Source organism: Stenotrophomonas sp. YJH_SMC_73, from assembly GCF_059370155.1.
In genome coordinates this window covers 349,734-373,971 of record NZ_JCAFTJ010000003.1, presented here as the reverse complement: position 1 = coordinate 373,971, position 24,238 = coordinate 349,734, and the positions used below count along the sequence as shown (strand labels likewise).

At 65.8% G+C, this 24,238-nt stretch carries 31 protein-coding genes and 2 pseudogenes; 21 read left to right on the top strand and 12 right to left on the bottom strand.

Going from position 1 to position 24,238, the window contains the following annotated elements; translation table 11 throughout:
- Nucleotides 1-18 precede the first annotated feature (18 nt).
- From AC5P8R_RS07050 to AC5P8R_RS07030, 5 genes are all read right to left on the bottom strand, one after another.
- On the bottom strand, nucleotides 19-405 hold the full coding sequence (locus AC5P8R_RS07050) for a diacylglycerol kinase (protein ID WP_014647409.1): 387 nt from the start codon (nucleotides 403-405) through the stop codon (nucleotides 19-21).
- Nucleotides 406-452: 47 nt separating this feature from the next.
- Nucleotides 453-1,706 carry a sensor histidine kinase gene (locus AC5P8R_RS07045; RefSeq protein WP_495223192.1) on the bottom strand — a complete coding sequence of 418 codons (1,254 nt, stop codon included), beginning with the start codon at nucleotides 1,704-1,706 and terminating at the stop codon, nucleotides 453-455.
- Entirely contained in the window at nucleotides 1,703-2,377 is a 675-nt protein-coding gene (locus AC5P8R_RS07040; protein ID WP_032962486.1) for a response regulator transcription factor, read from the bottom strand. The genes AC5P8R_RS07045 and AC5P8R_RS07040 overlap by 4 nt, the downstream gene beginning before the upstream one ends.
- A 104-nt stretch (nucleotides 2,378-2,481) precedes the next feature.
- Nucleotides 2,482-3,012 carry a Cif family virulence factor gene (locus AC5P8R_RS07035; RefSeq protein WP_069116506.1) on the bottom strand — a complete coding sequence of 177 codons (531 nt, stop codon included), beginning with the start codon at nucleotides 3,010-3,012 and terminating at the stop codon, nucleotides 2,482-2,484.
- 35 nt (nucleotides 3,013-3,047) lie between these two features.
- The gene (locus AC5P8R_RS07030) at nucleotides 3,048-3,494 is read right to left on the bottom strand and encodes a YbbD-related protein (RefSeq protein ID WP_495223190.1); all 447 of its coding nucleotides are present in this window, start codon (nucleotides 3,492-3,494) and stop codon (nucleotides 3,048-3,050) included.
- Nucleotides 3,495-3,834: 340 nt separating this feature from the next.
- Between AC5P8R_RS07030 and AC5P8R_RS07025 the strand changes: the two genes are divergently transcribed.
- Nucleotides 3,835-4,158, top strand: coding sequence for a hypothetical protein (locus tag AC5P8R_RS07025; protein ID WP_136092954.1), 324 nt, complete (start codon nucleotides 3,835-3,837; stop codon nucleotides 4,156-4,158).
- 17 nt (nucleotides 4,159-4,175) lie between these two features.
- A complete protein-coding gene (locus tag AC5P8R_RS07020; protein ID WP_495223188.1) occupies nucleotides 4,176-4,490 on the top strand; it encodes a hypothetical protein in 315 nt (104 codons plus the stop codon).
- A 49-nt stretch (nucleotides 4,491-4,539) separates the two neighbouring features.
- Here the strand turns inward: AC5P8R_RS07020 and AC5P8R_RS07015 are convergent, their stop codons facing one another.
- The 5 genes from AC5P8R_RS07015 to AC5P8R_RS06995 all read right to left on the bottom strand — a co-directional run bounded on the left by AC5P8R_RS07015 (nucleotide 4,540) and on the right by AC5P8R_RS06995 (nucleotide 9,428).
- Entirely contained in the window at nucleotides 4,540-4,887 is a 348-nt protein-coding gene (locus AC5P8R_RS07015) for an RcnB family protein (RefSeq protein ID WP_495223187.1), read from the bottom strand.
- 133 nt (nucleotides 4,888-5,020) lie between these two features.
- Nucleotides 5,021-6,457 carry an efflux transporter outer membrane subunit gene (locus tag AC5P8R_RS07010; protein ID WP_495223185.1) on the bottom strand — a complete coding sequence of 479 codons (1,437 nt, stop codon included), beginning with the start codon at nucleotides 6,455-6,457 and terminating at the stop codon, nucleotides 5,021-5,023.
- On the bottom strand, nucleotides 6,454-7,338 hold the full coding sequence (locus AC5P8R_RS07005; RefSeq protein WP_014647402.1) for an HlyD family secretion protein: 885 nt from the start codon (nucleotides 7,336-7,338) through the stop codon (nucleotides 6,454-6,456). The genes AC5P8R_RS07010 and AC5P8R_RS07005 overlap by 4 nt, the downstream gene beginning before the upstream one ends.
- A 1-nt stretch (nucleotide 7,339) precedes the next feature.
- Complete coding sequence (locus tag AC5P8R_RS07000; protein WP_014647401.1) at nucleotides 7,340-7,549, bottom strand: DUF1656 domain-containing protein; 210 nt, start codon at nucleotides 7,547-7,549, stop codon at nucleotides 7,340-7,342.
- A 4-nt stretch (nucleotides 7,550-7,553) separates the two neighbouring features.
- Nucleotides 7,554-9,428: an FUSC family protein gene (locus tag AC5P8R_RS06995; protein WP_495223182.1), complete on the bottom strand. Its 1,875-nt coding sequence runs from the start codon at nucleotides 9,426-9,428 to the stop codon at nucleotides 7,554-7,556.
- A 166-nt stretch (nucleotides 9,429-9,594) separates the two neighbouring features.
- Between AC5P8R_RS06995 and AC5P8R_RS06990 the strand changes: the two genes are divergently transcribed.
- The gene (locus AC5P8R_RS06990; protein ID WP_014647399.1) at nucleotides 9,595-10,389 is read left to right on the top strand and encodes an AraC family transcriptional regulator; all 795 of its coding nucleotides are present in this window, start codon (nucleotides 9,595-9,597) and stop codon (nucleotides 10,387-10,389) included.
- Nucleotides 10,390-10,424: 35 nt separating this feature from the next.
- On the opposite strand, the pseudogene AC5P8R_RS06985 reads toward AC5P8R_RS06990, so the two are convergent.
- Nucleotides 10,425-10,817: pseudogene (locus AC5P8R_RS06985) on the bottom strand (alpha/beta fold hydrolase); the annotation flags it as partial.
- Between AC5P8R_RS06985 and AC5P8R_RS06980 the strand changes: the two are divergent.
- From AC5P8R_RS06980 to AC5P8R_RS06950, 7 genes and pseudogenes are all read left to right on the top strand, one after another.
- Nucleotides 10,817-11,834, top strand: a pseudogene (locus tag AC5P8R_RS06980) (RHS repeat-associated core domain-containing protein); the annotation flags it as partial. The pseudogenes AC5P8R_RS06985 and AC5P8R_RS06980 overlap by 1 nt on opposite strands.
- Before the next feature lie 14 nt (nucleotides 11,835-11,848).
- Nucleotides 11,849-12,280, top strand: coding sequence for a hypothetical protein (locus AC5P8R_RS06975; RefSeq protein WP_164072070.1), 432 nt, complete (start codon nucleotides 11,849-11,851; stop codon nucleotides 12,278-12,280).
- Between the two features lie 17 nt (nucleotides 12,281-12,297).
- Nucleotides 12,298-12,738: a YbbD-related protein gene (locus AC5P8R_RS06970; RefSeq protein WP_495223180.1), complete on the top strand. Its 441-nt coding sequence runs from the start codon at nucleotides 12,298-12,300 to the stop codon at nucleotides 12,736-12,738.
- Between the two features lie 318 nt (nucleotides 12,739-13,056).
- Nucleotides 13,057-13,380: a hypothetical protein gene (locus AC5P8R_RS06965; RefSeq protein ID WP_169410444.1), complete on the top strand. Its 324-nt coding sequence runs from the start codon at nucleotides 13,057-13,059 to the stop codon at nucleotides 13,378-13,380.
- Nucleotides 13,381-13,853: 473 nt separating this feature from the next.
- The gene (locus tag AC5P8R_RS06960) at nucleotides 13,854-14,231 is read left to right on the top strand and encodes a hypothetical protein (protein ID WP_049439435.1); all 378 of its coding nucleotides are present in this window, start codon (nucleotides 13,854-13,856) and stop codon (nucleotides 14,229-14,231) included.
- Between the two features lie 98 nt (nucleotides 14,232-14,329).
- Nucleotides 14,330-14,716, top strand: coding sequence for a hypothetical protein (locus AC5P8R_RS06955; RefSeq protein WP_111205423.1), 387 nt, complete (start codon nucleotides 14,330-14,332; stop codon nucleotides 14,714-14,716).
- A 277-nt stretch (nucleotides 14,717-14,993) separates the two neighbouring features.
- Nucleotides 14,994-15,347, top strand: coding sequence for a hypothetical protein (locus AC5P8R_RS06950; RefSeq protein ID WP_495223178.1), 354 nt, complete (start codon nucleotides 14,994-14,996; stop codon nucleotides 15,345-15,347).
- Between the two features lie 19 nt (nucleotides 15,348-15,366).
- Here AC5P8R_RS06950 and AC5P8R_RS06945 read toward each other — a convergent pair whose 3' ends face one another.
- Entirely contained in the window at nucleotides 15,367-15,741 is a 375-nt protein-coding gene (locus AC5P8R_RS06945; RefSeq protein ID WP_049439438.1) for a hypothetical protein, read from the bottom strand.
- Nucleotides 15,742-16,308: 567 nt separating this feature from the next.
- On the opposite strand from AC5P8R_RS06945, the gene moaA reads away from it, so the two are divergent.
- From moaA to AC5P8R_RS06890, 11 genes are all read left to right on the top strand, one after another.
- Nucleotides 16,309-17,289 carry a GTP 3',8-cyclase MoaA gene (moaA, locus tag AC5P8R_RS06940; protein WP_495223177.1) on the top strand — a complete coding sequence of 327 codons (981 nt, stop codon included), beginning with the start codon at nucleotides 16,309-16,311 and terminating at the stop codon, nucleotides 17,287-17,289.
- Between the two features lie 8 nt (nucleotides 17,290-17,297).
- Nucleotides 17,298-18,296 carry a bifunctional molybdenum cofactor biosynthesis protein MoaC/MoaB gene (gene moaCB, locus AC5P8R_RS06935; protein WP_262093809.1) on the top strand — a complete coding sequence of 333 codons (999 nt, stop codon included), beginning with the start codon at nucleotides 17,298-17,300 and terminating at the stop codon, nucleotides 18,294-18,296.
- Complete coding sequence (locus AC5P8R_RS06930) at nucleotides 18,293-19,546, top strand: molybdopterin molybdotransferase MoeA (RefSeq protein WP_495223176.1); 1,254 nt, start codon at nucleotides 18,293-18,295, stop codon at nucleotides 19,544-19,546. Before moaCB ends, AC5P8R_RS06930 begins: the two co-directional genes overlap by 4 nt.
- Nucleotides 19,546-19,806 (top strand): MoaD/ThiS family protein, encoded by a 261-nt coding sequence (locus AC5P8R_RS06925; protein ID WP_495223175.1) that lies wholly within the window; start codon nucleotides 19,546-19,548, stop codon nucleotides 19,804-19,806. Before AC5P8R_RS06930 ends, AC5P8R_RS06925 begins: the two co-directional genes overlap by 1 nt.
- A gap of 3 nt (nucleotides 19,807-19,809) precedes the next feature.
- A complete protein-coding gene (locus AC5P8R_RS06920) occupies nucleotides 19,810-20,310 on the top strand; it encodes a molybdenum cofactor biosynthesis protein MoaE (RefSeq protein ID WP_495223174.1) in 501 nt (166 codons plus the stop codon).
- Nucleotides 20,276-20,842: a molybdenum cofactor guanylyltransferase gene (gene mobA / locus AC5P8R_RS06915; protein WP_495223173.1), complete on the top strand. Its 567-nt coding sequence runs from the start codon at nucleotides 20,276-20,278 to the stop codon at nucleotides 20,840-20,842. The genes AC5P8R_RS06920 and mobA overlap by 35 nt, the downstream gene beginning before the upstream one ends.
- Nucleotides 20,839-21,204 carry a hypothetical protein gene (locus AC5P8R_RS06910; protein WP_495223171.1) on the top strand — a complete coding sequence of 122 codons (366 nt, stop codon included), beginning with the start codon at nucleotides 20,839-20,841 and terminating at the stop codon, nucleotides 21,202-21,204. The genes mobA and AC5P8R_RS06910 overlap by 4 nt, the downstream gene beginning before the upstream one ends.
- A 68-nt stretch (nucleotides 21,205-21,272) precedes the next feature.
- Nucleotides 21,273-22,049 carry a helix-turn-helix domain-containing protein gene (locus AC5P8R_RS06905; protein WP_046430997.1) on the top strand — a complete coding sequence of 259 codons (777 nt, stop codon included), beginning with the start codon at nucleotides 21,273-21,275 and terminating at the stop codon, nucleotides 22,047-22,049.
- Nucleotides 22,050-22,067: 18 nt separating this feature from the next.
- Nucleotides 22,068-22,811, top strand: coding sequence for a molybdate ABC transporter substrate-binding protein (modA, locus tag AC5P8R_RS06900; RefSeq protein ID WP_495223170.1), 744 nt, complete (start codon nucleotides 22,068-22,070; stop codon nucleotides 22,809-22,811).
- A 3-nt stretch (nucleotides 22,812-22,814) separates the two neighbouring features.
- The gene (gene modB, locus AC5P8R_RS06895; protein ID WP_005409908.1) at nucleotides 22,815-23,498 is read left to right on the top strand and encodes a molybdate ABC transporter permease subunit; all 684 of its coding nucleotides are present in this window, start codon (nucleotides 22,815-22,817) and stop codon (nucleotides 23,496-23,498) included.
- Nucleotides 23,488-24,156 carry an ATP-binding cassette domain-containing protein gene (locus AC5P8R_RS06890; RefSeq protein WP_495223169.1) on the top strand — a complete coding sequence of 223 codons (669 nt, stop codon included), beginning with the start codon at nucleotides 23,488-23,490 and terminating at the stop codon, nucleotides 24,154-24,156. Before modB ends, AC5P8R_RS06890 begins: the two co-directional genes overlap by 11 nt.
- Nucleotides 24,157-24,238: the final 82 nt, after the last annotated feature.

Here is a 24,238-nt window from a genome sequence, read left to right as displayed (position 1 = left end):
GTTGTCAGGATTGCCGGGCTAGCCCAGCAGGATCACGCCCCACACCGCACCCACCATCAACAACGCGGTGGTCTGCGCGGCGCTGCCCATGTCCTTGGCGTTCTTGGACAGCGGATGCTTCTCCAGCGAGATGCGATCAACCACGGCTTCAATCGCCGAGTTGAGCAGTTCCACCAGCAGGCTGATGAAGCAGACCGCCAGCACCAGTGCCCGCTCGACCGTGCTGATGTCCAGCACGAACGCAGCCGCCATCAGCAGCGCGTGCAGCAGCAACAACTGGCGGAACGCCGCCTCGCCGCGAAAGGTGGCGATGAAGCCATCGCGCGAATGGATGAGGGTGTGGAAGATGCGGCTCAATCCGGTCTTGCCGTGCGGGTACTTGCCGCTGTCCTTGGGGTGCTGCATGCCGTCTCCAGAGCGGGGGAGCAGCCCGGAGCATGTGCAGCCCGATGTCAGGAATCCGTCAGATGCGGGGGGCGGGGCCAGCGCAGGGTGAACCGGCACCCCTGCCCGGAGGATTGCACGGTCATCGTCCAGCCCAGGTGCTCGACGATGCGCTGCACGATCGACAACCCCAGCCCCTCGCCGCTGTGCGCGCCACCGGCCACGAAGCGCTGGAACTGCCGTGGGTCGATGCTGGACGGCAGGCCGGGTCCGGTGTCAGCGACGATGAGTGCGGTGTCGTGGAGGGTGATCCGCACTTCGCCGCTTTCGGTGTACTGGCAGGCATTGCGCAGCAGATTCCAGATGATGCTGTGCGCCAGATCCGCGTTGGTGACCAGCACGGCGTCATGCCGGGCATCAAACGCAACGGTCACCGGCTTGCCGGAAAGCCAGGGCTGGCAGCGTTCCATGCAGGATTCGAGCAGCGGACGCAGGGCCACCGCGTTGCGCGGCACGGCGCCGGGGGCGCGCGAGAGCAGCAGCAGGCAGGTCAGCTGGCGCTGCATCTCCTGGGTGGTACGCAGGATGCGTGCCGCGCTGGGAACCAGGTGGCTGTCGGCCGGAAGCTGGCAGGCCAGCGTTTCGGCAGCACCGCCGATGATGGCCAAGGGCGTGCGCAGCTCGTGGCTGGCATCGCCGCTGAAGCACTGCTCGCGATGCAGGAACCGTTCGAGCTCGTCACTATGGCGGGCAAAGGCGCGCGCGAGCACGCCGATCTCGTCGCGTGCGTCCTGGTAGGGAAAGGGCTTGTGGCCGTCCTGCACCGCGTCGGCCAATCGTGTGATGGGCGCGATGACGTGGGTAGCGACCTTGCGGCCGATGAGGAAGGCGCCGAGCACGCAGACCGAAATGACCAGTGCCGCAAAGGCATTGATCAGGTGTTCCAGATAGCCATAGGGTGCAGCGTCCTGCAGCAGGTAGTAACGTTGGCCACGACTGTCGAACACACGCAGGTGCCACTCGTTGGGCGCCTCTTCGCCGTGGTAGCCCGGGCCGTACTGGCGCAGTACGAATGGCACGTCCTGGGCATCGAACAGCTGGGTCCCTGGTGGCAGGGCGGGGTGTTGGCCACGATCCAGCGCGGCCTGCAGCCTTTGCACTTCGCCGTGCTGGGTCCGTGCGACGACAGCAGCCCGGACCTGGTCATAGTCGACCTGTTCGGCCAGTACGATGAAGCCCATGGCACAGGCCATCAACAGCACGAACGAGATCGTGATGCGGGTGCGCAGGCTCAGGCGGCGGTGGAGGGAGGCAGGGCTCACGCCTGCATGCGCCAGCCGACGCTGTGCACCGTGGTGATCAGCGCGGTGTCGAAGCTGCGGTCCACCTGCAGGCGCAGCTCATGGATGTGGGTTCGCAGCGCGCCGCTGTCCGGCGGCTCGTCGCCCCAGACCAGGTATTCCATTTCCTGCTTTCGCACCACCGCGGGAGCCGCACGCACCAGGCACATCAGCAGCTTGTGCGACGTGGGCGTCAGCGCAATGCAGCGGCCTTGCCGCCAGGCCTGTGGCGAGCGCGTGTCCACCTGCAGGTCCTTCCACGCCAGCACGCTCTGGACCTGGCGCCCCTGTGCCCTTCGTACGAGGGCCTTGATCCGTGCATCCAGTTCCGTCAGCGAGAACGGTTTGACCAGGTAGTCATCCGCGCCCAGGGCCAGGCCCTGCACGCGGTCTTCGACCGGATCGCGTGCGGTCAGCATCAGGATCGGCACCGGGTTCTGGAACTCCTGGCGCAGCTTCTGGCACAGCGTCATGCCGTCCAGGCGCGGCAGCATCAGGTCCAGCAGGATGGCGTCGTAGTCGTGCTGCGTGGCCCGGCGCAGGCCACTGGCGCCGTCGCGCGCGTCGTCCAGCACGTAGCCGAGCGGTTCAAAGAAGGCATACAGGTTGGCAACCAGCTCGGGGTTGTCTTCGATGATCAGCAGGCGGGTCATGGCATGCGTCCTTGCGCGTGGCCGAACTCTGCCCGATCGATGGCCGAATGCCAATGCCCTTGCTGAATGGATCGCGGCCTGGGTTCGGCCCGGTCAAGCGACGTTCAATCGCCCGGGCTGCGTGAATCGCGGATCGAGTAGATCACCGAGAAGATCTTCCAGCCCTGCTCGGTGCGGACCAGCTGCCACATTTCCTTGCCCCAGTTGGTCTTCACCCCATCGTCGTGGAAGCTGTAGTCAAACGAGACCGAGGCCACATCGCCGTCCGTTTCGATCTTCGTGTTGGAGAACTTCTCCTCCTTCGGCTTCGGCGAGGCCATCGCCCCGTCGATCAGCGCGATGAAGTTGTTGGCGGGAATCTGCCGTGCCTTGATCGCATCGGGCTTGGCCTTGCGGATGTCCTGCAGGCGCACATCCTCGGAAACGAACTGCCAGCCGATGTCTTCCGGTTTGTCAGAGAAGAACAGGCCCATGTAGGTCGGCTTGTCCTTGTTGATCAGCGAGGTCCGGAACGCTTCGACCACCTGTTCGATCGCCTTGACGTCGGCGGGGGCATTCTGCGTGGCGTAGGCCGGCAGCCACGCCGGGAGCAACAGGGCGAGGGCGACGAAGCGTGCACGTGCGTTGGGCATCATGGGGTCCTGGGGAGAAATAGGGTGGCGCGGGCGCATCACCGCGCGTAGGTTCGCCAGAAGAGCACGTGGTCTTCGGTCCTGTTGATGGCGACGAAGACTGATTTTCCGGATTCGGGCGCGCAGCGAAAGACGCGATACGACGACTCGAGCGTCCCGTCGCCCGGCCACCAGTATCGATCGAACGCAACAGGATCGCTGTGACTGAATGTCGTTGCCTGGCAATCCGCAGGCAGCCGCAGTGGTATCGCAGGAGGCTTGGTGAAGGCCAGCGCGCTGGTGTTCGAGTCGAGGTCGTGCACCTCGCGCAGGTCGGTCGCCTCGTGGGGCACCCAGCCGGGAATCCATCCCTTGTTCACCATGTCGGAGTCAAGCGCCTCGCGCAGCGTGTCGAACGAACTATCCATCACCAGGCCGCAGGCGCACAGTACACTGCAGAGCGTCACGAAGATGGCGCGCCGGATCACTCCTCCAGGGCTGATCATCGTTGTCGTCCCCGCCGGTAAGCATCCTGACCCGCTCTTCTGGCGCCAGACGCTTGAGCCGCTCTCGCAGTTCCAGTCGCAGGGCCGGTCGCTGGATTTGGAATGGCGCCGCCCTTGGGCCCGTACCGCTTCACGAACAGACCGTGCTCCTGCGTGATCCTGTCCTTCCGGCGCTTGCCTGCCATCGACGGGTGTCCCTGCGTTCATCCTGAATCATCGGTCGGCGCACGCTAGCACGGTTGCCGGGCGCTGCAACAGGTCCGCTTGTCGTTGAAGTTTGACGTCGAAGAGCGTCTGCGCGGATGATGCGCGGGCGCGCGGCGCAGGAGGGGATCTGTCAATGAGGACACTGATGTGGGGGCTGGTCGGGCTGTTCGTGGCGTACGTGGCCGGTTGCTCGGCGATCTCGGCGTGGCATTCCCACGCGCTTGCCTCGGTCCCGGTCGGGGCGAGCAGGGCCGAGGTACTGCGGGCGCTGGGGCACCCTGACGTGGTGGAGCACGCCGGTGCTCCCTTTACCCGCTATGCCAGCCGTGGATGCAGTGGTCGCTGTGCGCAGCGATGGTGGTATGAGAACCGGCTGCGCCTGGATACCCAAGCCTGGTCGGTAGAGCTGGATGCTTCCGATCGCGTGCTCGCAACGTCGCGCTGGACATCACCGTAGAAGACCGCGACGAGCGCATGCGTATCCATCGACCTTTCATCTTCATCGCAAGCCTGGCCCTGATGGCGTGGTGCGGGCTGATGGGCGTACTGGTGCTCATCCATGGCTTCAACGAGCAGGGCCTGCGCTGCGGCAGGCTGTGCTCACTGGAGATATCGATCCGCCTGCTCTTTGGTGATCGGGGATTCGAAATACTGGTGGCGATGGGGCTATTTGCCACAGCGCTGATGTGCGGGTATCTCGCGCTGCGGGAGGGCCTGCATGGCGGGCCGCGGAGGCGGGCGGGGCGCCGTGGGCGCAGACACCGTCGACCGGGGCGGCCCCGGTCGTAAGGTGTCTGCACCGAGGCAGATCGCCCCGCGTGGGACGTTGCAGGTCGCTTCAACGATGCAGGGCGTCGACGATCAAGCCGGTGGCGATCTCCACCAACAGGTACTCGTTGTCGGACTGGCGCACCCAGCGCCGGTCGCGGCCCGGCTCCCGCAGGTGATAGCGCGCGTAATCGTCTACCCAGTAGCGGCGGTCCACTTCGGCCCACGGCAGGCGCTCGCCACGTCGCCAGGCCTTCTTCTGCCAGCCCGGCGGCGGCGCATCGCGGTTATGCGGGCCGCCCGCATGCGGCGGCGGGCCGTTGCCGCGGGCGTGGTGCGGCGGATCGGCGAATGCGGGGGCCGCAGCGAAAGCGGTGGCGGTGGTCAAGGCGATGGCCAGCAAACGTGTTGTCTTCATGGATATGCCTCCGTCATGGCCGCAGCATGCGGCGCTGTGGCAGGAATATAGGGCAGTCAGAGTGAATGAATACGGGTGTAGGCGGTACGTTCCTGAACAGACGGCGCGGCGTGCAGTCGCTGCCCTGAACGGGTCACCGGGCACCGCCCGCGGCCGAATCCGTTGCGGCCCAGCCTCCGCCCAACGACAGGAAAAGATCCAGCTGGCGGTCGACCCGGTCCGCGCGTGATGCAGCCAATGCGGACTCCGCATCTGCCAGCGCGGCCTGGGCCGAAAGCACATCGAGGAAATCGATCCTGCCGTAACGGTACAGCTGCTGCGCCTGCCCGGCGGCCCGCGCTGCATCCCCACGCGCCTGCGCCAGGCTGCGCTCGCGTTCAAGCTCCTGCGTGCAGGCAGAAAGCGCGGTCTCGGTCTGCCGCAGAGCCTGCAGCACGACGCCGTCAAAGGACGCGAGAGCGGCATCTGCATTGGCGCCGGCCGCCGCGATGCGGGCCTTGGCTACGCGGCGGTTGGGCCAGTGCCATGACAGCACGGGACCGATGCTCGCACCGAAGCCGTCGGCCGACAGCAGATGCGCCGGTGTGCCGGCCACGCCCGAAGAGGCGCCCAAGGTGATCTGCGGATAGAGACCCGCCGTCTCTACGCCGATCATCGCCGTGGCTGCGGCAAGGCTGCGCTCGGCGGCACGTATGTCAGGGCGTCGTTGGAGCAGCTGCCAACCATCACCGACCGGCAGCGCCTGCTCCAGCTCCGGGGGGCGTGGGCAGGCTTCGGCCTCCCTGGGATAGTCCGCCGGGAGCCTGCCCATCAATGCGGCCAGTTCGAACAGTGCGGCCTGGCGTTCCGCCAGCAGGTGCGGTACCGCCGCCGCGCTGCGATTGATGGCGGCACCGGCACGGCTGACATCGAAGTCCGTTCCGCGCCCGCCTGCAGCCAGGCGTCGGGTTGCGTCCAGGGTGGCGCGCTGCACCGCCAGCACCTGCCGGGTTGCAGCGAGCGTGTGATTTCGGGTGCACACCTGGAGATAGGCACGGGTGACGGCCGCAGCGACGACCACGCGGACCTGGTCGCGTGCCGCAGCAACCGCCTCCGCGTCGGCGTTGGCGGCTTCGATGCCGCGGCGGATGCCACCTGCAAGATCCAGTGGATAGGAGAGGTGAAGGCCCAGCGCGTACGACTGCGGGGCGGCCGACGCCTGGGTGTAGCCACCGGCATGGGTGAGCGTGCCCGATGCATCCACGTCGGCCTGTACGGCACCGCGCGCGCGATACTCCAGCACGGTAGCGCTGGCGCGCCGAAGGTTGGCATCGGCGGCGCGCAGGTCGGTATTGGCCGCCAGTGCTTCGCGTACGTAGGCGTCAAGCTGAGGGTCGCCATACAGGTGCCACCATCGATCCGGTGGCGCGTCGTGGCTGAACGATGCGTCCTGGCCTGAGACGAACGCCCGCGCAGCCCGTTGTGAAGCTGCGACGGCGTTCGCAGGCAGGTGATAGTCGGGGCCGGATACGCAGGCCGTCAGGGGCAGCAACAGGGCAAGCAGCCCACCACGTACTGTCCGCACGCTCACTTGCAGGCTCCCGGTGCCGAGGGCGTGATGGTCACACTCGCAGTGCGACCCACGATCAGGCGCGTATCCGGCGGCGCATCATCGATACGGATGCGTACCGGGATGCGCTGTGCCAGCCTCACCCAGGTATAGGTCGGCGCTACGGCAGGCAGCAGGTTGTGCGTGCTGGAGCGCTGATCGTCGGCAATGCCGGCGGCGATGGTCTCCACGTGTCCGCGGACATCGCGGGTGTCGCCCATCAGCCGCGCCACGGCGGCATCGCCCTCGGTGATGCAGCCCAGCTTGGTTTCCTCGAAGTAGCCCTCGATACGCAGGCTGCCGGTGTCGATCAGCGCCAGCGCCTGCGCGCCCGGTTGCAGGTAATCGCCCGCATGCAGGTCCAGGTTGGTGACGATGCCGTCGGTGCTCGCGCGCACCTCGGTGCGTTGCACGTTGAGCTGGGCAACGCGCTGTTCGGCCCGTGCCTGCGCCAAGGCGGCCAGCTCGGTGTCGACCTTGGCCGCATTGCGTTCGCGTGTCTCCGAGGCGACCAGGTTGCCCAGTGCGTTGTCCCGCGTCGATTCGCGGCGGGCCAGCGCCAGCGTCGCGCGTGCGCTGCTGACCGCTGCGTCGGCCTTCTCAAGCGCGGCAGCCAGGCGTGGCTGATCCAGCACCAGCAGCAGTTGTCCGGCGCTGACCCGCTGGTTGTCGTGCACCAGCACCTGGGTGACCAGCCCCCCCATGTCCGACGCAACGCGCACCACATCGGCGCGGACCCGTCCATCCCGCGTCCACGGGCGTGTTTCGTAACGCTTCCAGATGGACAGCGCGGCGACGACAGCAATCGCGAATACAACCAGCGTAGCGCTCCAGCGCCCGATGACAGCAAGCAGGTGTTTCATTTCATTTCTCGAGCAGGGGCGAGAGCCGGATCATCAGCTCCGCCAGGATCACGAACAGGGACAGGCCCACCAGTGGTCGCGCGGCGAACAAGCGGTACAGACCGAGACTGGCGAGCAGGCGCGAGGTCAGCATCGACAGCGCCAGCGCGGCGGCGGCCACGGCGAGCAGGCCGGGGATCAGCACGCCATCAATGGAGAGATCAGAAAACATGAGGTCAGTGCCGAAGGGTGAGAGCAGGCGCCAGCAGGTCGCGGCGCAATCCGCAGAGCAGGTGCGACAGATGCTCACGATCATCCCCGCTACTGGCCACTGCTGCCTCGCGCATGCGGTCGAGCAGTTCCAGAAGATGGGCGTCGACGCTGCGTGGCGCGTGGGCACGAACCCTGAAATGTGCGGCGACGCGTTCGATCAGCGCCGCATGAAGCACCCGGACCTGCGGGTTTTCCTGGCACTTGTCCAGTGCGCGGAGTTGGTTGGATGCACGTACCGCACGCACGTCCGCAAACAATGCCCGCAGGTCGTCTGCGGCACTGGAACCGCCCCGCAACCGGGGAGCGAGCAGCCCGATTCGATCCAGCATGCGGCTGAGCCAGGCCCGGGCCACGCCACCTTGTCCGGCGGCGTGTCGTGCGATATCCCGACGGATCGAACGCTCCAGCCGTGCGCGGTTGCGGCCCGCATCGGCGGTCTGGAACAGCTGCATGCTGCACAGTGCCACTGTCGTACCCACGAACAACGCTACGCTGTTGTTGAGTGCGCCGACGATGTTGACCGTATTGGTCGCGCCCAGTCCCGCGATGAGCGGAAACGTCAGCACCACGCCCAGGGCAGCCATGATGAAGGGAGGCCGGGCCAGGAACGATCCGCACAGCAGCAGCGCAGGCGCCAGCGCGGCAGTCAGGCCGACGACATCGGACAGCGCGGGGAAGATCAGCAGACCGTAGAGCAGGCCGACGCCAACGCCGATCAACGATCCCACCAGATAGCGCATGACATGCGGCGCAGGCGCTTCGATCGTGCCGAACAGCACGCACGCCGTGCCGATGATGGACACCGCCGTGGCGCCGTCCGACCAGCCGGTAACGATCCACAACACGCAGCTCAGCAGGATGCCGACGAACGCGCCCAGCGCGCTGCGCAGGGCAAGCCGATGATCCCGGTGAAGTACCGCACCCTGCGCATGTCGCGCAAGGCGGGCAGGTACATGCCGGCGCCAGTCGGGCCGGGCAGTGCATAGTTGTGCCTGCAGCACGCGGCAGTCGGCGTGGGCGAGGTCGAGCTCGGCCTGTTGCGCGGCGAGGCTGGCCCGCAGCAGATCGCGCCAGCCCCTTGCATCCATTGCGCTGGCCTGTGGTGAACGCAGCCGGGCGATGGAATCTTCCACCGCGCTGGACAGCATCAGGACGTCCAGCATCCGGTCATGCAGGGCACGCAGGATCTGCACCTGGGCCACGCCTTGGGCACTGTCGAAGGGCAGGTGGATCGACAGCACATGCAGTTCGAGCAGGTCAGCTGCCACTTTCGAGCGGTCCGTCGCCAGCACCGTGTCCGATGCACCGGCGCACATGTCGCGCGTCCATCGTTCCGCATCATCCAGCACGGCAGCAACCCGCGCGTGCACGCGCATCGAGACCCGGCGCGGCAGCACCAGCGTATGTACCAGCGTTGCGGCGAGGATGCCGATGGCGATTTCCTGCACCCGCGTGATGGCAATGGTGAACACGTCTCCCGGCACCATCACCGCAGGAAAGCCGATCAGGCTGGTGGTATAGCCGGCCAGCAGGAACGCATAGGCACGCGGCGTGCGGTCGAGCATCGCCAGGTACAGGCACAGCGCCATCCAGGTGGCGAGCGCGGCGCTCAGCACCAGGGGTGCATTGGCGAAACGTGGCACCAGCACGACGGTGGCGACGGCCCCGCCCACGGTACCGAGCAGGCGGAACAGGCCGCGGCTGAGTGTTGCCCCGGACAGGGGCTGCGACACCAGATAGACCGTGCCGATCACCCAGAACGGGCGATTCAGGCCGATCCGCAGGGAGACATACAGCCCCAGCGACGCGGCGAGCAGGCATTTGAGCGAGAACAGCACCGCCTCCTGGTCGGTCCTGAGGGCAGGGCTTTTCAACCAGGCGAATGCCTGGAACACGTGGAGACGGGCAGGGGTGGGGGCGTGCATGCGGCTCATGCTAGTGATCGGCCGCACTGGCGAATTTCGCTACAATGACAATCAATCGCTAAAACCGGTCAATGTGAGAATGGCTCGCATTTCGCTCCCCGGCTTTGACCTGGACCCTGACGAGACCGATCGCCCGGCGGTTGCCAGCCGCCTGCAGGTGGCCGAGCACGACGCGGAAATTCCGGTGCATGAGCACCGCAAGGGCCAGCTCATTCTTGCGCTGCATGGGGCGGTGACCTGCGAAGTGGCCAATGCGTTGTGGATCGTGCCGCCCCAGTGTGGCGTCTGGATTCCGGGCGGCATGCCGCACAGCAACCGCGCCACCGCCAACGCGCGCCTGTGCTACCTGTTCGTCGAGCCCGGCATCGTCGACCTGCCGGCGCAGTGCGTGACGCTGGCGATCTCGCCGATGCTGCGCGAGATGATCCTGCACCTGGCCGACGCGCCGCTGGACTACCCGCATGGCAGCCACACCGACCGGCTGGCGCGGGTGTTGCTGGACGAACTGGTGCAGATGCCGGCCGAGCATCTGTCGCTGCCGGTCAGCCATCACCCGAAGGTGCGGGCGTTGGCTGCAGCGCTGTCGGCGGATCCGGCAGACCGCAGCACCATCGGCCAGTGGGCCGTGCGCCTGGCCCTGGGCGAGCGCACGTTGACCCGCCTCATCGAACGCGAAACGGGCTTGTCCTTCGGTCGCTGGCGGCAGCAGCTGCACCTGCTCATCGCCATTCGGGAACTTGCCGCGGGCGCACCGGTACAACGCGTTTCCGAGACGCTGGGTTATGAGTCGGTGACGGCTTTCATCACGATGTTCAAGAAGGCGCTTGGCCTTTCCCCGGCGCGGTACTTCGCGGTTCGGCTGCGCGGGCAGTAGCGGGGAACAACCCGGGAAGCCCCTGCCTGGAACAGCTACTTCGAGGTGCCGGAGACCGATTGAATCGTGGCCACCACCGCAGCAGGCTCCTCGCGCTGGAGGGTGTGGCCGGTTGCCAGGTAGCGGTACGAGCCGCGCGTGAATCCCGAAAAGAGCAGGGCGTGCTGTGCTTTCCAGAGTGCCTTGCCCTCTGCGGTTTCCTCGAAGAACAGCGGTTCGGCAGCCAGCTGGGTTGCAGTCAGCAGCGCTACCGGCACGTCCGGCATCGTGCGCGGGGTTTCCGCACCGGGTGCATCCAGCTGTTCGGTCAGGACGGCGTAGTCGGCGGCCATGGCCGGCGGCAGCATCGCCCGCAGCTGGGCATCATCTGCCTGCACGCGTGCACTGTCGGCCTGCTTGAACGCATGGCGCTGACCCATCGTGGCCGGCGGCCTTCGGCCCGGCGACCGGCTGGACCTACGGCAACGGCCGCCAGCTGCAGCGTCCGTTGGATCTGGATTACCGCCCGCAGGCGGTGCATGACCCGGCCGCCGGTGGCCTGTCGCTGGGCTATGGCTATGACCCGGTCGGTTCGATCACCGAGCTGAAGAACGGCACAGGCTCAACGGTACTCGCCAAGTACGCCTACGACGCGCTGGGCCGCCTGACCCAGACCCAGGACGGCGCGACCGGCACGCCGATTGAAACCTATGCCTACGACGCCACCGGCAATCGCACCGCGCTGACCACCTCGGCAGGCACCGCCAGCTACACCTACCCCGCAACCAGCCACCGGCTGACCGCCGTGGACGGCGAAGCGCGCAACCATGACGCAGTGGGCAACACCACCAGCATCGGCGGCAAGACGTTCATCTACAACGATGCCAACCGCATGAACGCGGTGAAGCAGGGCAATGCCGTGCTGGAAAGCTACGCTTACAATCATCGCGGTGAGCGCGTGCTGCGTACCCCGGCCGGTGGCGCAGCGCAGATCACCCTGTACGACGAAGCAGGGCAGTGGCTGGGCAACTACTCGGCCACGGACCAAGCGCAGCAGCAGGCCATCTGGCTGGACAACTACCCGGTGGCACTGATGAACACGCCGGCTACCGGCGTGCCGGAGCTGGCCTACGTCCAACCAGATCATCTGGGCACGCCGCGCGTGGTGATCGATCCGGTACGGAATGTCTCGATCTGGGAGTGGAGCAACAAGAGCGAAGTGTTCGGCAACCAGATTCCGAGGGCTGACCCGGATGGCGATGGTGTGGCGTTTGGGCTTGCGCTGCGCTTCCCAGGCCAGCAGGCGACGGCTGCGAGTGGGATGCTCTACAACTACCAGCGTGAATACGACCCGGTGGTGGGGCGGTATTCGCAGAGTGATCCAATTGGGCTTGGTGGAGGTGTTAGCACCTATACCTATGCAATCGGCAATACAATTTCGCACGTTGATCCACTGGGTTTGAAAGACTCCCAGCCTGGAGTGACTGTGACAGACACTGGCGCATATACGGTCGATTGGCGCTATTACGTGAATAGGACATTGGAAGCTCTTGGCTTTCCGGGGGCATTTGTCGCGGGAGCCAGCGACTTCGGCGGGCAGTATGCCAATCAACGGTCAGCCACACACGTGGTTGGTGGGTCTCATAACGGATGGGGTGGCCAGGATAAGTACTTCCACTGCATGGCGAACTGCGAGGCTGCACAGAAGGGTATGGGCGGATCAGCTGCTGCTCAGTGCATAAGCAACGGGCGCGAGTGGTTCGATCAAAGCATCAAGGGCGACTCTGCCGCTGACTCCGCTGCGGATCAGTTGGCAAATCGCCTCGGACGATCATCTGGACAAATGAGTCGTACGGGGAGTTGCTCGCAGATGTGCGGGAGCTATCGTCCCGGTGGAAACTTCCCCTACTGATGATTTGGACGCCTCAAATGTACGCTCCCAAGCTGCTCCCAGTCGTGATGCTGTCAATCGCACTTTCTGGTTGCATGGAAGTTGCCAGCACCGAGTATGCAGACCGCAATCAAGCCGTCTCAAGACAAGTAATCGGTGAATCGAAATGGTTGCCTTCATGGTTGCCTGAGGATGCAGTCAACATACGCGAGTCGCACGACATGGACACAAATGAATCGTGGCTGGTTTTCCGCCTGACCAGCGGGGTTCTTACTTTGCCCGAAGAATGTAGGCTGGTGAGCAGGCCGGAGATGTCCGACGCGCGAGTCATGCGGAGATTTCCTCCGTTTGCCCGCAACGCGTGGTCGCGAGCGTCAAGCTATGGCGGCAAGTTCTATCTGTGTCCGGAGGGAAATGCTGGCCGCTGGGTCATGCGCGATGAAGAGCTGGGCCTTGTTTACAGCGGAATAAAGTTATAGGTGGCTGGGCGGTCTCACCTAGTAAGCGAAATGCGTGAGTGGCACGTGGCGATCTCCTTTCCCGGTGCCTGATTCGGCACTTTCCGGCCGAGCGTCGTGTGGGTTCGGGTATGTGTCAAATCGACCTTGCCACTTGTCCGTGTTCACGAATGGGAGGGCCGTGTAAGAAGATCGGATGGTCCGGCAAGCTTCAAGCACCCAGGCGTTCGGCAGGAAGATTGCTGGGCCGCGGTGACGACTGTGCGGGAGGACCTATGGGATATCGGCTCCATGGTCTATTGTGGCTGCAGCGCAGGCGGTGGATAGAGGCGAAGGGAAATGAAAGACAAACTGAGAGAAAGAGAGGCGCTGTCGCCAACTGGCTTCTATGACCGATACTATGCGGAGAGTGGCCTGGATCAGGAAATCGTAGTGGAGCTGCTGGAGCATGTTGCAGACGAGCTTCGTTTGCCCTCCGGGAAGCTCCGTCCTGGAGATCGATTTTCGAAGGAACTGTCGCCTGGTGAAGCTCATGGTTGGGACTCGGGGTATGGGGTGTTGATATTCGAGCTTCAATCGCTCGCAAAAAAACGTGGTATTGCAGTCGATCGGCGGGTGGATTCGCTCGACGACTACATTCGTATCATGGCGGGTATCTATTGATGAGATTGATGCGTCCCTGAATGGCCATCGGCGTGAGACGTCGCAGTGCATACTGAGGATTCGGGGATGCCAAAGTGAGGTGTGCCGCCGCTGTCATTACCGGTCTGGTTCTGGCGGGCTGTGCAACATCGGGTGGCGATATGGTCGTGCGCGTCTCGGGAAGCGTGCCGCCAGGTCAGGGTGACGTTCGCGCTCTAGATTGTGAGCTGAGTATGCTCGGGGAGGACGAAGGTGTAGTTTCGTCGAAACCGGTTGGAAGCACATTCTCGTCCCCATGATGGTCGTTGCAGGGCCGGAACCCAGAAGCTACCAATTCGCCGTCGAATGCAGGGATGGCCGGAGGTTCGCATCCAAAGAAGTACAGATCAGTAGTCGGCGGTCATATGCCCGGGATCTCAATCTTGGGGAGCTTCAGGAGCGGTGACCGGCGATCGTCCTCGCGCATCCCAGAGCTCTGATCGGGAATCTAGTCCATGAGATTCATTTACGTGTTGCTCTTCATCCTTCTCACAGGTGCGGCGCTGTTTTCATTTCGCAAACTCCAACGAGGTGAGCTGGGCGAGAAGCCGGTTTATGCCGCTTTGCAAAGCGCCGAGCTGGAGTACAGACGCCAGCCGGTTGGCGACCTGATCTATGAAGAAGGGGGCGGGCATCTGCTCGCCGGGTTCTCTGTAGACGCGCAAGCGAGGGTTTGGGTTGCGTTGGACACAACGAGGGACAATGGGGATCTGTTTGTCGTCCCTATGCACGGGGAACAGAGAATCTCTTGTCAACTCGTCGATCAACTGGTGTCGGCCAATGTTGGATCAGCACAGGCTAGGCACGCGTTGAAGTCGTCTTGCGTGAAGTAGGGCGTTGCGAGGCTGAAGAAATTCCCCGTACACGCCGCAGCAATGATGGCGGCGGTGATTCGGTCGTTCTGTTGTATGGGTTTGGGGAATTCCAGTAGATGAAAGATTTCAACGCGCTCGAATGGTGTGACGCCACGTTGCTGGCCATCAACATTGATAGGAGCAAACCTGGCGTATGCGACGAGGTAAAGGTCCACGTGCGCTGGCCGGACGGCCGGCAGGCAACCGTCTGCTTCTCGGAAGCCTACGGGTGCTCGGCGCTCATGAACTTCGGCGTACTGGGGGAGGAGGGAATAGAGTTCGCCAGGGTCGAGGACGACGAGCCGGGGCTTGCTCATCTTCTTGATCGTTGGAAGGCGGTCGGCTATCCGTTGTCCGGCCTGAAGTGTTTCCGTATCGAGACCACCTCGACCGGAAGCGTAATTCTTATCTACGCCAGGACATGGCGGATCGAGCATCTGCCGATGGCGGGTGCAGTGCCCTGAAGGACATTCCGTGCCCAGATTCCTCACGCCCGACAAGGTCTCCCTCATTCAGGGGAAGCGGCCTGAGAAGACCGAGCGGAGATGTGCTTGGGGTCATGATTTTTGACTCTGCGGCGGCGTTGGCCGCCACACCTTGCATATTGGGGCCTTGATGATGGTGAGGATCCTGACAACACTACTTCTGATTGGAGTCGGACTTGGATTCTCTGGCGGCGCATGGGCTCTAGGAAAGCGGCCCTTCAAGATGCTCCAGTTCTGCGTGCATGACCAAGACGGCTTGAAGCGGTTCAAGCAGACCCTCAGCTCTATTGCCAAGGACGAAGGAATGCAGTTCTTTGATGGCAGCGCTGAATTGGATCGCCAGCTTGCCAGGGCAAAGGTGGACGTGAAGCGCCCCGTCGTCTACGTCGGAGTGAAGCGGGAAGATGGCTCTGGACTGGAGGCGGGGAATCTCGGATTGGATCGCTTCGAGATAGCTATCGGCTTTTCTGAAGGGAAGATGCCCGCCGAGGCACGGTCATTTTCTGTCCGCGTCGAACGCGCTTTGGCAGATCGCTGGAATGTACACGCAGTTCCCCCGGACAAGGGCGCTGCGCTGACGGCGTGTCGGTCGGGAGGCGATTCTCGCTGAAGGGCGTTGCGCATGGCATTCACCCTTCGGGCTGCAACCGCCCCACCGCCTGCGCGCACAACGACTGGCAGGCCATGACCAATCCTTCCATCACCCGGTCGCCCACGTACTGCCCGGGTTCGCCGTTCTGCCGGGTGCGTTCGGCTGCCAGCAGCATTTCCAGCACTACCCGCAACCCGTTCAGAGCGCAATCGGCATCGGCGAGGGCGAGGCAGCGGCCGGGCAGCTGGTGACGCTCCGGCCAGGGTTGTCCGTCGGCCGCCGCACCGGAGCCGATGCGGTGGAGATTGGCAATGAAGGTGTTCCTGTCCACTGTTGGCGCAGCCGGAGGCGAACCGTCGTCGCCGGCGGTGCTGCGGTGGGCGTGCAGATGCGGGAGGTCCGATTCGTTCATGGCAAGGCTCCGTGCAGGGCAATCGGTAGCCGCCACCCATAAAAGTGGCGGACGGTACGTGGTTCGAACACCGGGTTGATGTCAGTCCGGTGGGCCCGAAGGCCCCCACGCACCGCCCGCCATAGCCGGCAGACGGATTGCCAGCCGGCGCCACGCTAGGGTGGCGCCGGCTGGCAAGCGCATACATCAACATCAACTCGGGTGTTCGAAGCCCGGCCACCCTTTTCCGGTGGCACGCCATCTGAGCCCCTGGCGCTGTGCAATGCCAATCAGAAGAGTTGTAAACATCACTCGATTGGAGACGCTTTTGACATTGTCCTACGCTGTTAAGCCCCGCCGGTGCTGGCTGGCGTAGTGATCCGCCCGCAACGTGCAATCTGCGACAGGTGTCGAGGTTGTCACGGCGAACGGGACGGGCGGGGAGGGCCTATCACGACAGGCGGTGCCAATTCAGGCTGCGGGCTGTCCCGGGTTGACGCTTTCAACGCCCCAGCGCACTCTGCGGGCTGGGGTCGACAACCCGTTCAGGGGCAGGGCTGCAGGGTGGTACCAGGAGGCGGAACAGCCATGAGCCAACTCACCGACAGCTTCGGACGCAGCTTTCCGTACCTGCGCTTGTCGCTCACCGAAGCCTGCAACTTCCGGTGCAGCTACTGCCTGCCCGACGGGTACCAGGCCGATGGCCACCCGCGTTTCCTGCAGGTGGATGAAATCGGCCGTCTGGCGCGGGCCTTTGCGGCGTTGGGGATGAGCAAGATCCGCCTGACCGGCGGCGAGCCCAGCCTGCGCAAGGATCTGGATGAGATCATCGCCACCGTGGCGGCGGTGCCGGGCATCCGCAAGGTGGCCATCACCACCAATGGCACGCTGCTGCCGAGGCGCCTGCCGGGTTGGCACCGGGCCGGCCTGACCGCGCTGAACGTCAGCATGGACAGCCTGCAACGCGAGCGTTTTCACACCATCACCGGGCACGACCGCCTGCCGGAGATCCAGCAGGGCCTGGCCCTGGCGCAGGCGTTGGGCCTGCCGGCGATCAAGCTCAACGCGGTGCTGCTGCGTGGCCTGAACGACGACGAGCTGCCGCAGTGGATGGAGTACCTGCGCGATCGCCCCTTCAGCGTGCGCTTCATCGAACTGATGCGCACCGGCGACAACGAAGCCTATTTCCAGCGCTACCACCTGCGCGCGGACGTGGTGATCGAGCAGTTGCTCGCCGCGGGCTGGCACGAGCGGCCGCGCGCGGCCGATGCCGGCCCGGCGCGCGAGTTCGGCCACCCCGACCATCGCGGCAGCATCGGCATCATCGCCCCGTATTCGCGTGACTTCTGCAAGGGCTGCAACCGCCTGCGGGTGACCGCCAAGGGCGACCTGCGGCTGTGCCTGTTCGGCGAGTTCGGCGTACCGCTGCGCCCGCTGCTGCAGCGCGATGAGGACCACGACGCGCTGCTGGCACGCATCACCACCCAGCTTGGCCTGAAAGCGGCCGGGCATGGACTGCACCAGGGCCAGACCGGGCTGACCCCGCACCTGGCCTCCATCGGAGGATGAGCAACACGATGAGTGGGGAATTGAACGCGGCCTTCCACATGGCCGATGTCCGCAACAAGCGCATCAGCCGCCGCCGTGCGGTGGCGGTGGGCGAGCTGCATGCCGGTCCAGTGGCCTATCCGCTGATTGTCGAGCGCCGCCTGCCCAAGGGCGATGCGCTGGTGATGGCCGAGATTGCCGGCCTGCAGGGCGCCAAGATGGCCTCGATGCTGATGCCGCTGTGCCACCCGCTGCCGCTGGAACTGGTGCAGGTGTTCTGCGCGCCGGTACCGGAACGGCAGGCGATCCGCGTGTGGTGCGAGTGCGCCAGCGAGGCGCGCACCGGCGTGGAGATGGAGGCACTGGCCGGCGTCAACGCGGCGCTGCTGACCCTGTACGACCTGAGCAAGCCGGTGGAGCCGGCGTTGCGCATCGAAGGCATCCGCCTGCTGTTCAAGGAGGGCGGCAAGCGCGGTGTCTGGCTGCACCCGGACGGCATGGACGAGGCCGAGCGTGAGCGGTTCAAGCCGCGTGCGCCGAAGGGCCTGGAAGGCGCGGCCTGCGCGGTGATCACGCTGAGCGATCGCGCCAGCGAAGGCACCTATGAGGATATCTCTGGACCGACCCTGGTGACCGGGCTGAAGAAGCTGGGGGGCGAGGTGGTGGCCGCCGAAGTGCTGCCCGATGGCATCGAGCCGTTGGCCAGCCGCCTGCAGTCCTTGGCCGCCGAGGGCGTGCGCCTGTGCCTGTGTACCGGTGGTACCGGGCTGGGCCCGCGTGACCTGACCCCGGAGGCGCTGCGTTCGTTGAATGCGCGGCCGGTGCATGGCCTGGCGCAGATGGTGCGGGCACTGAGCGCACAGCACACGCCGATGGCCTGGCTGAGCCGCGCCGAGGTGGTGCAGCTGGGCAACATGCTGGTGTTTGCATTGCCGGGCAGCCCGAAGGCGGCGGCGCAGTGCCTGGACATCCTGGCGCCGGTACTGGGCCACGCCCTGGCGATGGTCGAGGGGGATGGCCACGCATGATCCCCTACAGCGATGCCTTGCAGCACCTGCTGGACGCGGCCAAGCCGCTGCCGGCCGAACGCCTGCCGCTGCACGAGGCCGCGGGCCGCACGCTGGCCCGTGACATCCACAGCGCACAGTCGCTGCCGCCGTTCGACAATTCGGCGATGGACGGCTTCGCGCTGCGCGCCAACGGCGCGACGTTCGAGGCTGGTACCGAATTTGCCGTGCAGGGCTGGCAGGCAGCCGGCGATGCCGGCGCCGAAGGCGGCGAGGGCGCCTGGGAAATCATGACCGGCGCGCGCATGCCGGTTGGGCTGGATACGGTGGTGCCGGTCGAGAATGTGGAGATCCTCGCCAGCGAAGATGGACGCCCGACCCGCATTGCCCTGAAGGGCGCGGTGAAGCCGGGCCAGAACGTGCGCCTGCGTGGCGAGGATGTGAGCGACGGCGAGCGCGTGCTGCAGGCCGGGCAGGTGCTGGACATCAACGCGCGCACCTTGCTGCATGCGATCGGCGTGGGCGAGGTGGCGGTGGTGGCGCGGCCAAAGGCAGCGGTGATCGCCACCGGCAAGGAGCTGGTGACCGAGGCGGCGCAGGCGCTGGAATCCGGGCAGATCCGTGACAGCAACCGGCCATACCTGGTCGGCCGCCTGCAGGCCGCCGGTGCCGAGGTGGTCTGGCAGGGCACGGTGGGCGATGAGGTGGCCGCCTTCAATGCCGTACTGGATCAAGCGCTGGACGCGGGTGCGCAGCTGTTGATCAGCACCGGCGCGGTGTCGGCCGGCCGCTACGATTTCATTCCCGACGCGCTGCGCGGCCGCGGTGCGCGCATCGTGTTCCACAAGGTGGCGATCCGCCCCGGCAAGCCGTTGCTGTTCGCGGTGCTGCCCAATGGCACGCTGTATTTCGGCCTGCCGGGCAACCCGGTGTCGGCTGCGGTGGGCCAGCGCTTCTTTGTCGAGCCGGTGCTGCGCCGCCTGCTGGGGCTGGCACCGGAGCAGGTGCTGATGTTGCCGCTGCAGGCCGACGTGCGCACGCCGCCGGGCCTGCGCTTCCATGCGCGGGCCCGGGTGGAAGTGGACGCGCAGGGCCGCCTGAGTGCGCGCGTGCTGGCAGGGCAGGAGTCGTTCCGTTTGATGTCCATGCTGCAGGCCAACGCCTGGGTGGTGCTGGACGGCGAGGGCGGTCTCGCCCCTGCCGGCACGCCAGTGCGCGTGCAGGGCTGGGGTCATCAGGACCCTGTGCAGCTGGCGAGCCAGGAGCCGTGATGAGACAGGTGAATCTGCAATTGTTCGGTGCGTTTTCCGATCTGGATGCCAGCCGCGAGATCGCCGTGGATGTAGCCGGTGGCACCGTGGCCGATCTGCGGCAGGCGCTGCGCGAGCTGCTGCCGCTGCGTTGGCCCGGTTTCCGCGCGGGCCTGCTGGACTATTCGGCATTCGCCGACCAGCATCGGGTGCTGCGCGACCATGACGCGCTGCCCGACGATGGCCGGGTGGCGATCCTTCCGCCGGTGAGCGGGGGCTGAGCGATGAGCGAGATGATCATCGCCAAGGTGGTGGATCGCGCGCAGGCGGCGATCGATCCGGCCGAGGGCATCGCGGCGGTTTCCGATCCGGGCTTCGGCGGCATCGATGTGTTCATCGGCAAAGTGCGCGACGTCAATCTGGGCCGGCGGGTGACCGGGATCACCTACGACCTGTTTGAACCGCTGGTGCTGAACGAATTCAAGCGCCTGGCCGCCGAGGTCGAAGCCACGTTCGGTCCGAAGCTGAAGCTGTATGTGGCGCATGCCAAGGGCCGGCTCGGCATCGGCGATGTGGCGGTGGTGGTGGCCGCCGGCAGCCCGCACCGTGACGAGGCGTTCCGGGCCTGCCGGCAGTTGATCGAGGTGGTCAAGCACCAGTGCCCGATCTGGAAGCAGGAGCATTACGAGGACGGCGACAGCCAGTGGAGCGAAGGTTGCAGCCTGTGCCATGCGGACAGCGAACCCGGCCATGACCATGCGCACGATCACGAACATCCCCATTGATGGCATCGTGCTGGCCGGCGGCCTGTCCAGCCGGATGGGCCGCGACAAGGCGCTGCTGCCCTGGCACCGCCGCACGCTGCTGGAACACATGCGCGGCCTGCTGCTGCAGGCCGGCGCCGGGAGGGTATGGGTGAGCGGCGACTACCCAGCTTTTGGTGGCATCCCGGACCGGGTCGCACGCTGCGGCCCGCTGGGCGGCCTCTACAGTGTGGCGATGCAGATGCCAGACGGCCCCGCCTGGGTGGTGCCGGTCGATACGCCGCGGGTGACACCCGCGCTGTTGCAGCGGCTGCAGGCCGATCAAGGGCGTGCCTGCACGGTATTCGACGATGAACCGTTGCCGATGCGGTTGCGGATCGATGATCATTGCCGCCGCGTGCTGCAGGAGCTGATTGAGGATCCGACGGCGCGTCGTTCACTGCGCGCGCTGCAGGAATGCCTGGGCGTGACACGGATGCTACTGGCGCCGGAGGATCAGGCGTTGCTGCTCAACTGCAATACCCCGTCGGAGTGGGAGTCCATCACAGCATGAAGGTCCAGCTGCAACAGCAATCGATGCGCCTGCGCGTGGATGAGGAAGAACTGGCACGATTGCTGGCAGGCGAGTCGGTCGAGAACCTGACCCGTTTTGGCGGCAGTGGCGGCTGGGGCGTCGCGCTGTCGCTGCATGCCGGGGATCAGGCGGTGCTGCTCGATGGCGGGACATTCTGCCGGTTGGTGCTGCCGCGCGAAGCGGTTCAAGCACTGGCGGAGAAGCTGCCTTGCCGCGATGGCCTGGGCTTCGGTATCGCGTTGGATGACGACAGCATGCTGCAGCTGCAGTTCGACGTGGACGTGCGCGACAGCATGCGGCAGCGTGGCCCGCAGCGGCGTTCCGAACCCGCGCCAGAGTAGGTGCACGTTGCGCAGGGCCGGGCGGTGCGCTGTCGTATGATGAGGGCCTTCGTTCCTGCCTCGCTGCAATGCCTCTGAACCCCTCCGCTCCCTCTGCGTCCCGGCCGGCCACGCCCAATCCGGCAGCAGCCGATGACGGAGACGCGCTGCACTTCTGCAGCACCTGTGCGTTCTCCGACGCCTGCATGTCGCAGGGCTACGACAAGACCGCGCTGGGCGAATTGCATGTGCTGGTCGACCACGTCGGCCCGTTCCAGGCCGGCGACTACCTGTTCCGTGCCGGCGATCCATTCGACTCGATCGCCGCGGTGCGTGCCGGCATGGTCAAGACGTTCGTCGATGACAGCCAGGGCAACGAGCAGGTGCTGGGTTTCAGCCTGCCGGGCGAGGTGATCGGGCTCAATGCCATCCATGGCGCGCGCTTTCCCTGCAACGCCGTCGCCCTGGACACCGTCTACCTGTGCCGGATCTCGTTCCCGCGATTGAGCCTGCTGGCCACGCGCATGCCGGGGTTGCAGGCGCGGCTGTTCAGCCTGCTCAGCGCCGAGATCGGCAAGGTCGCCACGCTGGCCGCCAACCATCGCACCGAGGAGCGCATGGCGGCGTTCCTGCTGGATCTTTCCGAGCGCTATGCCCGGCGCGGATTCTCCGCCACCCGTTTCAACCTGAGCATGGCCCGCACCGAGATCGCCAACTACCTGCGGATGGCGCCGGAGACGGTGAGCCGGGTACTGCGCCGCTTGAGCGACGACGGTGTGATTGCGGTGAACCAACGTGAGATGCTGTTGCTGGACCCGGACCGGCTGGCGGAACTGGCCGTAGCCCGGGACGCCGGACTGGACTGATCAGGCAGGGGGCTGGGCATGAAGCGAGCGGCATTGTTGTGGCTGGGCCTGCTGGCCACGGTACAGGCCTGGGCGGCCGACCTGACGGTGTCGGCGGCGTCGAGCCTGACCGAGAGCTTCCGCGAACTGGGTGCGGCCTATGAGAAGACGCACCCGGGAACCAAGGTCGATTTCAACTTCGCCGCCTCTGGCGTACTGCTGCAGCAGATCAGCCGCGGCGCGCCGGTGGATGTGTTCGCGTCGGCCGATGAAGCCACCATGGACCAGGCCCAGCAGCAGGACCTGCTGGCGGCCGGCAGCCGCGCGGTGTTCGCGGTGAACGCGCTGTGGGTGGTGGCGCCGCCGCAGGCCAGGGCCGCGCCGCGCAGCTTGAAGGACCTGGCCGGTGCCGGCGTGCAACGCATCGCACTGGGCAACCCGGACAGCGTGCCGGTCGGCCGCTATGCCAAGGGCGCGCTGGAAGCGGCCGGCCTGTGGCCGTCGGTGCAGGGCCGGATCATCACCACGCAGAACGTGCGCCAGTCGCTGGATTACGTGGCGCGCGGTGAAGTGGATGCCGGCTTCGTCTATGCCACTGACGCGCAGGCCATGCCGGACCGGGTACGCCGTGCCTTCGCGGTACCGGTGTCCGGGCGCATCGCCTATCCGCTGGCGGTGACCAGGGCCAGCGCGCAGCCGGCAGAGGCCAAGCGGTTTGTCGCCTTCGTGCGTTCGGCGCCGGGCCAGGCGATCCTGGCCCGGCACGGATTCGGCAAGCCCTGACGCATGGATCTGGACTGGAGTGCATTGGGATTGTCGCTGAAGGTGGCCGGCTGGGCCACCGCGATCAACCTGGTGCTGGGCGTGGCGCTGGGCGCGCTGCTGGCGCGTCGGCGCTTTCCCGGCCGTGAGCTGCTGGATTCGCTGTTGACCCTGCCGATGGTGCTGCCACCAACGGTGCTGGGGTACTACCTGCTGGTGCTGATCGGTCGCAACGGCCCGATCGGCGCGTGGCTGCAGTCGTGGTTCGGCATCAACCTGGTGTTTACCTGGCAGGCCGCGGTGATCGCGGCGGCGGTGGCTTCGCTGCCGCTGGTGTTCAAGCCGGCACGCGCGGCGTTCGAGGAAGTGGACGGACAGCTGGAGCAGGCCGCGCGGACGCTGGGTGTGTCCGAAGCGGCGGTGTTCTTCCGCGTCACGCTGCCGCTGGCCTGGCGCGGCATTCTTGCCGGCCTGTTGCTGGCGTTTGCACGCGCGATGGGTGAATTCGGCGCGACGTTGATGGTGGCCGGCAGCATTCCGGGCCGGACGCAGACGTTGTCGATCGCCATCTACGAGGCGGTGCAGGCCGGTCAGGACGGCAAGGCCAATGCGCTGGTGATCCTGACCTCGGTGGTGTGCATCGTGATCCTGTTGCTGGCTGCGCGGTTGGTGGGCGGACGTCGCCGGGAGCTGCGTGATGTGGCTTGACCTGCAGGTGCAGCGTCGCCTGCAGGCGGCCGGCCAGGATTTCGTGTTGGACGTATCGCTGCAGTGCACGCAGCGGCAGGTGGTGCTGTTCGGACCCTCCGGCGCCGGCAAGAGCCTGACCCTGAAGGCGGTGGCCGGGCTGCTGCGGCCGGGCCAGGGCCATGTGCGCCTGCAGGGGCAGACCCTGTTCGATACGGCCACCGGCGTGGACCTGCCACCGCAGCGCCGTCGGCTGGGCTACGTGTTCCAGGATTACGCGTTGTTCCCGCACCTGAGCGTGCGCCAGAACGTGGCGTTCGGGCTGCAGAAGGGATGGCTGAATCCGCGGGTCGGCCAGCGTTTCGATGCGGTGGAGCAGTGGCTGCACGCATTCCGCATCGACACGGTGGGCGATCTGCTGCCATCACAGATTTCCGGCGGACAGCGCCAGCGTACCGCGCTGGCGCGCGCGCTGGTGACACAGCCGCAGGCGCTGCTGCTGGATGAACCGTTTTCCGCGCTGGACCACGACCTGCGCCAGCACCTGCGCCAGGAGCTGGAGACCGTGCTGGACAGGGCCGGCATTCCGCTGCTGTTGATCAGCCATGACCCGCAGGATGTGGCCATGTTCGGCCAGCAGGTGGCGCGCGTGGTGGACGGCCGCATTGTCGACGGTTGACCTGCACCTGTAGAGCCGAGCCCATGCTCGGCTGCTCTGCGCGACAACGCCAACAGCAGCCGAGCGTGGGCTCGGCTCTACA

Bases quoted from the DNA above. Each gene is read 5' to 3' on its own strand.
- AC5P8R_RS06910 (WP_495223171.1), top strand. From the start codon at position 20,839: ATGAAGGTCCAGCTGCAACAGCAATCGATGCGCCTGCGCGTGGATGAG.
- AC5P8R_RS06965 (WP_169410444.1), top strand. From the start codon at position 13,057: ATGAAAGACAAACTGAGAGAAAGAGAGGCGCTGTCGCCAACTGGCTTC.
- AC5P8R_RS07035 (WP_069116506.1), bottom strand. From the start codon at position 3,012: ATGATGCCCAACGCACGTGCACGCTTCGTCGCCCTCGCCCTGTTGCTC.
- AC5P8R_RS07050 (WP_014647409.1), bottom strand. From the start codon at position 405: ATGCAGCACCCCAAGGACAGCGGCAAGTACCCGCACGGCAAGACCGGA.
- AC5P8R_RS06905 (WP_046430997.1), top strand. From the start codon at position 21,273: ATGCCTCTGAACCCCTCCGCTCCCTCTGCGTCCCGGCCGGCCACGCCC.
- modB (WP_005409908.1), top strand. From the start codon at position 22,815: ATGGATCTGGACTGGAGTGCATTGGGATTGTCGCTGAAGGTGGCCGGC.
- AC5P8R_RS06920 (WP_495223174.1), top strand. From the start codon at position 19,810: ATGAGCGAGATGATCATCGCCAAGGTGGTGGATCGCGCGCAGGCGGCG.
- AC5P8R_RS07015 (WP_495223187.1), bottom strand. From the start codon at position 4,887: ATGAAGACAACACGTTTGCTGGCCATCGCCTTGACCACCGCCACCGCT.
- AC5P8R_RS06960 (WP_049439435.1), top strand. From the start codon at position 13,854: ATGAGATTCATTTACGTGTTGCTCTTCATCCTTCTCACAGGTGCGGCG.
- AC5P8R_RS06945 (WP_049439438.1), bottom strand. From the start codon at position 15,741: ATGAACGAATCGGACCTCCCGCATCTGCACGCCCACCGCAGCACCGCC.
- moaCB (WP_262093809.1), top strand. From the start codon at position 17,298: ATGAGTGGGGAATTGAACGCGGCCTTCCACATGGCCGATGTCCGCAAC.
- AC5P8R_RS06990 (WP_014647399.1), top strand. From the start codon at position 9,595: ATGGCTCGCATTTCGCTCCCCGGCTTTGACCTGGACCCTGACGAGACC.
- AC5P8R_RS06890 (WP_495223169.1), top strand. From the start codon at position 23,488: ATGTGGCTTGACCTGCAGGTGCAGCGTCGCCTGCAGGCGGCCGGCCAG.
- AC5P8R_RS06925 (WP_495223175.1), top strand. From the start codon at position 19,546: ATGAGACAGGTGAATCTGCAATTGTTCGGTGCGTTTTCCGATCTGGAT.
- AC5P8R_RS07000 (WP_014647401.1), bottom strand. From the start codon at position 7,549: ATGTTTTCTGATCTCTCCATTGATGGCGTGCTGATCCCCGGCCTGCTC.
- AC5P8R_RS07020 (WP_495223188.1), top strand. From the start codon at position 4,176: ATGCGTATCCATCGACCTTTCATCTTCATCGCAAGCCTGGCCCTGATG.
- AC5P8R_RS06970 (WP_495223180.1), top strand. From the start codon at position 12,298: ATGTACGCTCCCAAGCTGCTCCCAGTCGTGATGCTGTCAATCGCACTT.
- AC5P8R_RS07030 (WP_495223190.1), bottom strand. From the start codon at position 3,494: ATGATCAGCCCTGGAGGAGTGATCCGGCGCGCCATCTTCGTGACGCTC.
- AC5P8R_RS07025 (WP_136092954.1), top strand. From the start codon at position 3,835: ATGAGGACACTGATGTGGGGGCTGGTCGGGCTGTTCGTGGCGTACGTG.
- AC5P8R_RS07040 (WP_032962486.1), bottom strand. From the start codon at position 2,377: ATGACCCGCCTGCTGATCATCGAAGACAACCCCGAGCTGGTTGCCAAC.
- AC5P8R_RS06930 (WP_495223176.1), top strand. From the start codon at position 18,293: ATGATCCCCTACAGCGATGCCTTGCAGCACCTGCTGGACGCGGCCAAG.
- mobA (WP_495223173.1), top strand. From the start codon at position 20,276: ATGACCATGCGCACGATCACGAACATCCCCATTGATGGCATCGTGCTG.
- moaA (WP_495223177.1), top strand. From the start codon at position 16,309: ATGAGCCAACTCACCGACAGCTTCGGACGCAGCTTTCCGTACCTGCGC.
- AC5P8R_RS07005 (WP_014647402.1), bottom strand. From the start codon at position 7,338: ATGAAACACCTGCTTGCTGTCATCGGGCGCTGGAGCGCTACGCTGGTT.
- AC5P8R_RS06955 (WP_111205423.1), top strand. From the start codon at position 14,330: ATGAAAGATTTCAACGCGCTCGAATGGTGTGACGCCACGTTGCTGGCC.
- modA (WP_495223170.1), top strand. From the start codon at position 22,068: ATGAAGCGAGCGGCATTGTTGTGGCTGGGCCTGCTGGCCACGGTACAG.